Genomic DNA, 6,305 nt, shown 5'->3' with positions numbered 1-6,305 from the left:
TGCCGTCGAGACTGCTGGAACTCGAAAGGAAACGCGGTGGGGCTAGCGCGTACTATGAGGCGGAAAGCCGTTAGACGCGGATGGCGCGCAGGAAGCGGTGGGCGCGCAAGATGTCTTTGAAATGGGATTGCCGATCGAAAATGTTTTTAGATTTTCTGGCTGCTTCTGTTTGATGGACATAAAAGCTCCCCCTCCTGTCGCGTAGGAAACCGCGACAAGTTGCTGTCGTGTTGATGTGTCAAAAATTCAATTTTCGCATCCCGAACAATTCACTGTTCAGGTTTGCAGTGCCGCCCGTCTACTACCCAACCCCGTCCTTCAACATTCCACCGTCCAAGTGACCGGTCCTCTATCTCCGTGCGCCTTCCCCTTTGTTGCTGTCGTGTCCGTAAACCGGAAATCCACGACCGGAGAAATTTCGCACGGCAAGCCGATCTCACAAACCACGTGAGGTTAAACCCGACCCATCGCTTGGAAAGCGTCGCTAACGTGCAGACTATGTTTTACTTGCACGCCCACCCCAGTTCTCAGACCGCGCTGATCAGAAGAGCCGCAGGTGGCGCGACGGAATAAGAAATACACGAGGCGCCGCCACTCGCAATGAAATTGATTTTGCATCGAGTGCGTGTGTTTCGATTTGCTCGCAATGCGAAACGCGTTGTGCGGTGTGGCAGAACAGCAAGGTTTTGAATCTGCGCAGAGATTCGTAACGTTGGACAACTGTCACATACGCGCCGCTCCCACAAAAGAAATTCATAAATTGTTTATGTTTGATCCGGGCGCGACCACGTTTTGAAAGTGGTGTGCGTCGCTATGCCGATAAGTGGCTAACGAGTCGTGCATTTTTTTGTTCAACGAAACAGGGTAACTCCCGCGCCATCCACGGCTTCCGTATCAATACGGGCTTGCAATTCGCAAACATCATTGTCCGTTGCGTTTTCAAACATCGCGCGCCGAATCGATGTGCGAGTGCGAGACACATCGTCGATACGTCAAGCGTTCTGACGTTGGATGGCGGCGAGAGAAGGGCCGCATGGTTACCGCAGACGCTTTCAGCATCGCGTTTTGATCGACTGAGATCAGCATCAAGTGCGACGATGTGACGTGAGCCGCGTCGTCAATCGTCAGCTACGCTGATGATGGCGCGACATGATGAGCGTCGGCTCGAAAAGAAAAAGCCCGGCGCAGGCGCCGGGCTTCCAGAGATGCTTTTGTCTTGATCAGCGACTTGATCAGTCAGATCACTGCGCAAGCTTGGCGATGGCATGCGTCAGGCGCGACACCTTCCGGCTCGCGTTGTTCTTGTGAATGATGTTGCACTGAGCCGCCTGCATCAGTTCGGGCTCTGCGCGCTTCATCGCTTCGAGTGCCGCGTTGCGATCGCCCTTCTGGATGGCGTCTTCAACGGTACGAACAGCGCCGCGCATTTGCGTGCGACGCGACTTGTTGATCAGGGTACGGCGGGCAATCTTGCGCGTCGCCTTCTTCGCAGAGGTGGTATTGGCCATGTGCTCTCGGTCCTTCAGGCTGCGGCTTAGGCCGCCACACTGATCGATATCGACCGTTCGGCCGATGATGGGTGAAAATCTGGATGTTCTTGAAAAAGTTCTTCTCAAAGAACAGCGGCGGCAGGATTGCGCCCACCGCCAGTCGAGGGCTGTTATAAGGATACCTGTTTGCAGCGTCAACGATTTCCAGGCCTGATTCGGCCCCCAGAAGGGGCTTTAGGCCCCGGTTACCGTTGAATTTAGCTAATCGGGGCGGTATGGCGGGGCTGCCGGACGGCTGGGGAGCCGTAGCCGGCCTTGGATGGGGTGGGAGATGATCCGCGGGTTCTTTCGATTGATCGGACTGGTATTGCTGGTCCTTGGGTTCCTTGCCCTGGTCTATGACGGTGCGCGCTCGATCGCCGATCAGACCCTGCGGCTGACGCGGGTCGGCGAATTGTGGAACGACATCAATCAGGGCAGTCAGCATGCCGTGCAGAGTATGGTCGAGAGCTTCTCGCCGCTCTTATGGAATGCAGTCATCAAAGTGCTCCTCAACCAGCCGGCTTGGGCAGTGATGGGGATCTTGGGTATTCTGCTGATGCTGCTATTCCGTCCGGGCAAGCCGCTGATCGGCTACTCGCGGTACTAGTACCCGCTTTCCGAAGTTCGTGATACTCGCAGCAACCACTTTGCGAACTTCGGAAAGCAAAGGGTACTAGCAACCCTATGATTCTAGTACCGCCTTCGATTTGAAGTCCCTGGAAGAGATCGCCGCAACTGATACAGGGACTTCAAATCGGCGGTACTAGTGGCCCGATTCTAACATTCGCATCCCGCCTCGTGCGCCGACAACGTTCGTTTCGATTTCAAGAGGCGATGCCGGACATATGATGGCGCGACGCAGGCGTAACATCCTGCCGTATCTCGCGTAGATACATATATAAGTGATCCACGGAGGAATTGAGCGATGTTCTTTATGCGCAAATCTCTTGAGATCCCGACTGCAGCAGATGCGTTGCCGGGCCGTGCTGCCCCGCTTCCCACCGCGAAAACTCACTTCGTCAATGGCCACCCGCTCAAAGGGCCTTATCCCGAGGGCCTTGAGACAGCGGTCTTTGGTCTTGGCTGTTTTTGGGGAGCAGAGCGCAAGTTCTGGGAGCTCGGTGATGGTGTCTACGTCACGGCGGTCGGCTATGCCGGCGGCTCGACGCCAAATCCCACTTATGAAGAGACGTGCTCGGGCCGCACCGGCCACACCGAAGCTGTGCTGGTGGTCTTCGACCCGAAGGAAGTTTCTTACGACGACTTGCTGAAGACGTTCTGGGAAAGCCACAACCCAACGCAGGGCATGCGCCAGGGCAACGATATCGGTACGCAGTATCGTTCTGCGATCTACACCACGAGCGATGCTCAGATGAAGACTGCACTGGCGTCGAAAGCGGCTTACGGCAAGGCGCTTGCTGCAAAGGGATATGATGCGATCACCACCGAGATCGCACCGGCCGGCGAGTTCTACTTTGCCGAGGATTATCACCAGCAGTATCTGGCGAAGAATCCAGGCGGCTACTGTGGTCTGGGCGGCACCGGTGTGTCGTGCCCGATCGGAGTAGGCGTCAATGCCTAAATGCCTGAGTTCCTGTTGGAACTCAGCGGCTGGTTACCCTTTCTTAACCATACCAACTGCAAACCGGGCCTGTTTCTTACACGAGAGCAGGCCCGGAGCGTTTCATGCGCGCGTCTCGATTACCGCTGATCGCTCTCCTTCTTTGTACCGTCGTGGTGTCGGGTTGCATGCGTTCGGCTGAGCCGATCACGTCCGCCTATGCGGCCGTCGATGAGCCGTATCGACTGGATGCGGGCGATCGGTTGCGGATCGTCGTCTACGGACAGGAAGGTCTCACCAACACATACACAGTCGATGCTGGCGGGGCGATCACCATGCCGCTGATCGGTGCGGTCGGCGCACGCGGTTTGACGCCTGCAGAACTGGCGGCCGCAGTGACGGCGCGACTGAAGACAAAATATCTTCGTGAACCTCATGTGGCCGCGGAGGTCGAAGCCTATCGTCCCTTCTTTATCCTCGGCGAAGTCGCGGCCCCCGGCCAGTATCCTTATGTGCCGAACATGACGATCGAGAGCGCGGTGGCCATCGCGGGCGGGTTCACGCCGCGGGCTCAACGTGGTTCGATGGAGCTCACGCGCACCGGTGGGGCTGGCACCCAGCGCGCCACGGTGCCGCCGGTCACTTATCTCAAACCCGGCGACACCGTCGTGATTGGTGAACGGTGGTTCTAAAAGCCACCTTCGATCCTGACGCCTGCTTCTACTTCAAATGCGCAGCGAAGAACGCGAGACTGCGCTGCCAGGCGAGATCGGAGCTTGCCTTTTCATAGCTCGCGCGCTCGTCGCAGCCGAAACCGTGCTGTGCGCCGGGATAGATGAAGATCTCCACGTCCGGCCGCTTGGTCTTGATCGTTTCGACATCGGTAAGCGGAATACCACTGTCCTTTTCACCAAAATGGAGCTGCGTCGGCACCGTCGGCTTGTCGTCCGCGAAGCGCACGGCGGCGCCACCGTAATAGCCGACCGCAGCCTTCAGGCCTGTCAGCTTGGTCGCCGCGGCATAGGCGACGCTGCCGCCAAGGCAAAAACCGATAATACCGACCGGTCCGCTGCCCTTCGCCACGTCAATCGCGGCCTGCGTATCGCGCAGCATGGCGGCCCAGTCGGGATTGGCGACAAATTTGCGAGCGACGGCCACTTCGTCTGGTGAATAGCCGGATTGGAAGTTGGGCTCGATGCGATCGAAGATCGCAGGCGCAATGGCGACATAGCCTTCATTTGCCAGGCGATCACACACATTGCGGATATGCGAATTCACGCCGAAGATTTCCTGAATGACAACGATCGCGCCCTTCGGAGAGATAGCCGGATCGGCGCGGTAGGCCCCGAGCTTGAAGCCGTCGGATGCGGTCAAAGTGATGTTCTGTCCCATGCGGACGGTCCTTCCATATGATGGACGTGAATTGCTCGTAATACCCCAGGGCGCTTTACGAGCGCGCGCTTACCGCCACATCCAGTTGTGGCTCCAGTCGCCTTTCCAGCCGGTGAGGCGGCCGCCGCGGAAGAGCAGATAAAGCGCATCGTCGCGGTATGACCAGCGGCTGCCACCGACGTTACGGATAACCCGAAAGATCTCATTGCCGGGCTTGCCTTTGACGTAAGTCAGGGGCTGCCCGAGCGCAGCTTCTGCGTCCGTCGTGCTCATGCCGAACACCAACGGCGTTGTATTGGACAGTGTCGTGGTGAAAGGGGATGGAGGCAACCGCTCTGCGCGCACAGGCGTATGCGCAAGACCGAGGGCGACAAGTGAAGCGAACACAACTAGTTTCATGCACGGATTTCTCGTCGGTTTTGCCTGACAAGGCAAGTCTCAAGCCTCGGAAAGAAGGATCAACTTTTTGTCGGCATTGCGAATAGGTGCTGGATCGGCGTGGTGGGGAGACCGCATCGAGCCGGCAAAACTCAACGCCGAGCGCGGCGATCTCGATTATCTCTGTTTTGAAACAATGGCCGAAGCCACGGTTTCGGCGGCGCAGGTCCGCAAGCGGCGCGATCCGTCCTTTCCAGGATACGACACCTATCTCGACGATCGTATGAAGGCCGTGTTGCCGGGCTGTCTGAAGCGGGGCACCAAGATCATCAGCAATCAGGGCTGGATCAATCCGGACGGAGCCGCGCGACGCATTGTCGAGTTACTGCGCGATGCCAATGCCCGGGGCAAGAAAGTGGCGGCAGTTTCAGGCAGCCTGATCACGGACCGTATGGCAAAGCTGGGTGGTACGATTCTGGAGAACGGCAAGCCCGTCAGTTCGATCGCATCGGATCTGATTTCGGCGGAAGCTTATCTCGGGGCAGAGCCGATCGTTGAAGCGTTGCGTGACGGTGCGGATATCGTGATCACCGGACGCGTGGCGGATCCGTCTCTGTTCCTGGCGCCGATGATGCATGAATTTGGCTGGCGCGCGGATGACGCGGTGAGGCTCGGTGCTGGCAGTGGTCTCGGTCATCTGCTGGAGTGCGGCGCCCAAGTCACGGGCGGCTATTTCGCCGATCCCGGATTCAAGGACGTGCCCTCACCGTGGGATCTGGCGTTCCCCATCGCCGAAGTGGAGTCCGATGGCAGCGCAGTGATCACCAAGGTCGCCGGCACCGGCGGTGCAATCAATGCGATGACCATGAAGGAGCAGATGCTCTACGAGGTCCATGATCCGGCGAACTACATCACGCCTGATGTGGTGGTTGATTTCACCACGGCAGTGCTGGAAGAGGCCGGTCCCGATCGGATGCGGGTCCGCAATATCGGTGGCAAGCCGCGAACACCGACCTTGAAAGTCTCCATGGGCTGCATGGAAGGCTTCATTGGCGAGGACATGTTCTTCTATGCGGGCCCCGGCGCCTTGCGTCGTGCGCGGCTTGCCAAGACCGTTCTGGAAGAGCGCTTTCGCATCGTCGATTTGAAGGCTGATGATCTGCGGATTGATTTCGTTGGTCTGAACGCCATTCACGGCGAGGCCAGCCCGCCTGATACGCCCGAGCCTTATGAGGTCGCGGTGCGTGTCGCGGCCCGCACGAAAACGCGGGAAGAGGCGTTGAAGGTTGGCCGTGAGATCGATGGAATGGCGGTCTCGGGCGTCGCCATGACCGGCAAGCGCGTGCCGCATCAGGACCGGACCCGCGAGATCATCGGCGTCTGGTCAAGCTTGGTTCCACGCGAAGCAGTACCGCCCACTATCACCTGGTATGAGAGCTGAG

General features: G+C 58.2%; 7 protein-coding genes. 4 read left to right on the top strand and 3 right to left on the bottom strand.

The annotated features are described in order from the left end of the window. Positions 1–1,241 precede the first annotated feature (1,241 nt). Positions 1,242–1,508 (bottom strand): 30S ribosomal protein S20, encoded by a 267-nt coding sequence (rpsT, locus tag ACZ5C3_RS27890; RefSeq protein WP_464034314.1) that lies wholly within the window; start codon positions 1,506–1,508, stop codon positions 1,242–1,244. A gap of 313 nt (positions 1,509–1,821) precedes the next feature. Here rpsT and ACZ5C3_RS27885 point away from each other — a divergent pair, with 313 nt between their 5' ends. The 3 genes from ACZ5C3_RS27885 to ACZ5C3_RS27875 all read left to right on the top strand — a co-directional run bounded on the left by ACZ5C3_RS27885 (position 1,822) and on the right by ACZ5C3_RS27875 (position 3,785). Then, positions 1,822–2,139 carry a hypothetical protein gene (locus tag ACZ5C3_RS27885; RefSeq protein ID WP_464034313.1) on the top strand — a complete coding sequence of 106 codons (318 nt, stop codon included), beginning with the start codon at positions 1,822–1,824 and terminating at the stop codon, positions 2,137–2,139. Positions 2,140–2,457: 318 nt separating this feature from the next. Further along, positions 2,458–3,114 carry a peptide-methionine (S)-S-oxide reductase MsrA gene (gene msrA, locus ACZ5C3_RS27880; protein ID WP_464034312.1) on the top strand — a complete coding sequence of 219 codons (657 nt, stop codon included), beginning with the start codon at positions 2,458–2,460 and terminating at the stop codon, positions 3,112–3,114. Between the two features lie 104 nt (positions 3,115–3,218). Continuing rightward, positions 3,219–3,785: a polysaccharide biosynthesis/export family protein gene (locus ACZ5C3_RS27875; protein WP_464034311.1), complete on the top strand. Its 567-nt coding sequence runs from the start codon at positions 3,219–3,221 to the stop codon at positions 3,783–3,785. A 28-nt stretch (positions 3,786–3,813) separates the two neighbouring features. Here the strand turns inward: ACZ5C3_RS27875 and ACZ5C3_RS27870 are convergent, their stop codons facing one another. Further along, positions 3,814–4,485: a dienelactone hydrolase family protein gene (locus ACZ5C3_RS27870; protein WP_464034310.1), complete on the bottom strand. Its 672-nt coding sequence runs from the start codon at positions 4,483–4,485 to the stop codon at positions 3,814–3,816. Between the two features lie 69 nt (positions 4,486–4,554). Continuing rightward, positions 4,555–4,884 (bottom strand): hypothetical protein, encoded by a 330-nt coding sequence (locus ACZ5C3_RS27865; protein ID WP_464034309.1) that lies wholly within the window; start codon positions 4,882–4,884, stop codon positions 4,555–4,557. 67 nt (positions 4,885–4,951) lie between these two features. Here ACZ5C3_RS27865 and ACZ5C3_RS27860 point away from each other — a divergent pair, with 67 nt between their 5' ends. After that, the gene (locus ACZ5C3_RS27860) at positions 4,952–6,304 is read left to right on the top strand and encodes an acyclic terpene utilization AtuA family protein (RefSeq protein WP_464034308.1); all 1,353 of its coding nucleotides are present in this window, start codon (positions 4,952–4,954) and stop codon (positions 6,302–6,304) included. Position 6,305 lies beyond the last annotated feature (1 nt).

The organism is Afipia dichlorophenoxyacetatis (genome assembly GCF_055386385.1).
This window is presented reverse-complemented; position numbering and strand designations above follow the sequence as displayed.

Excerpts from the sequence above, each read along its gene's own strand:
- ACZ5C3_RS27865 (WP_464034309.1), bottom strand. The coding sequence starts at position 4,884 with ATGAAACTAGTTGTGTTCGCTTCACTTGTCGCCCTCGGTCTTGCGCAT.
- msrA (WP_464034312.1), top strand. The coding sequence starts at position 2,458 with ATGTTCTTTATGCGCAAATCTCTTGAGATCCCGACTGCAGCAGATGCG.
- ACZ5C3_RS27885 (WP_464034313.1), top strand. The coding sequence starts at position 1,822 with ATGATCCGCGGGTTCTTTCGATTGATCGGACTGGTATTGCTGGTCCTT.
- ACZ5C3_RS27870 (WP_464034310.1), bottom strand. The coding sequence starts at position 4,485 with ATGGGACAGAACATCACTTTGACCGCATCCGACGGCTTCAAGCTCGGG.
- rpsT (WP_464034314.1), bottom strand. The coding sequence starts at position 1,508 with ATGGCCAATACCACCTCTGCGAAGAAGGCGACGCGCAAGATTGCCCGC.
- ACZ5C3_RS27875 (WP_464034311.1), top strand. The coding sequence starts at position 3,219 with ATGCGCGCGTCTCGATTACCGCTGATCGCTCTCCTTCTTTGTACCGTC.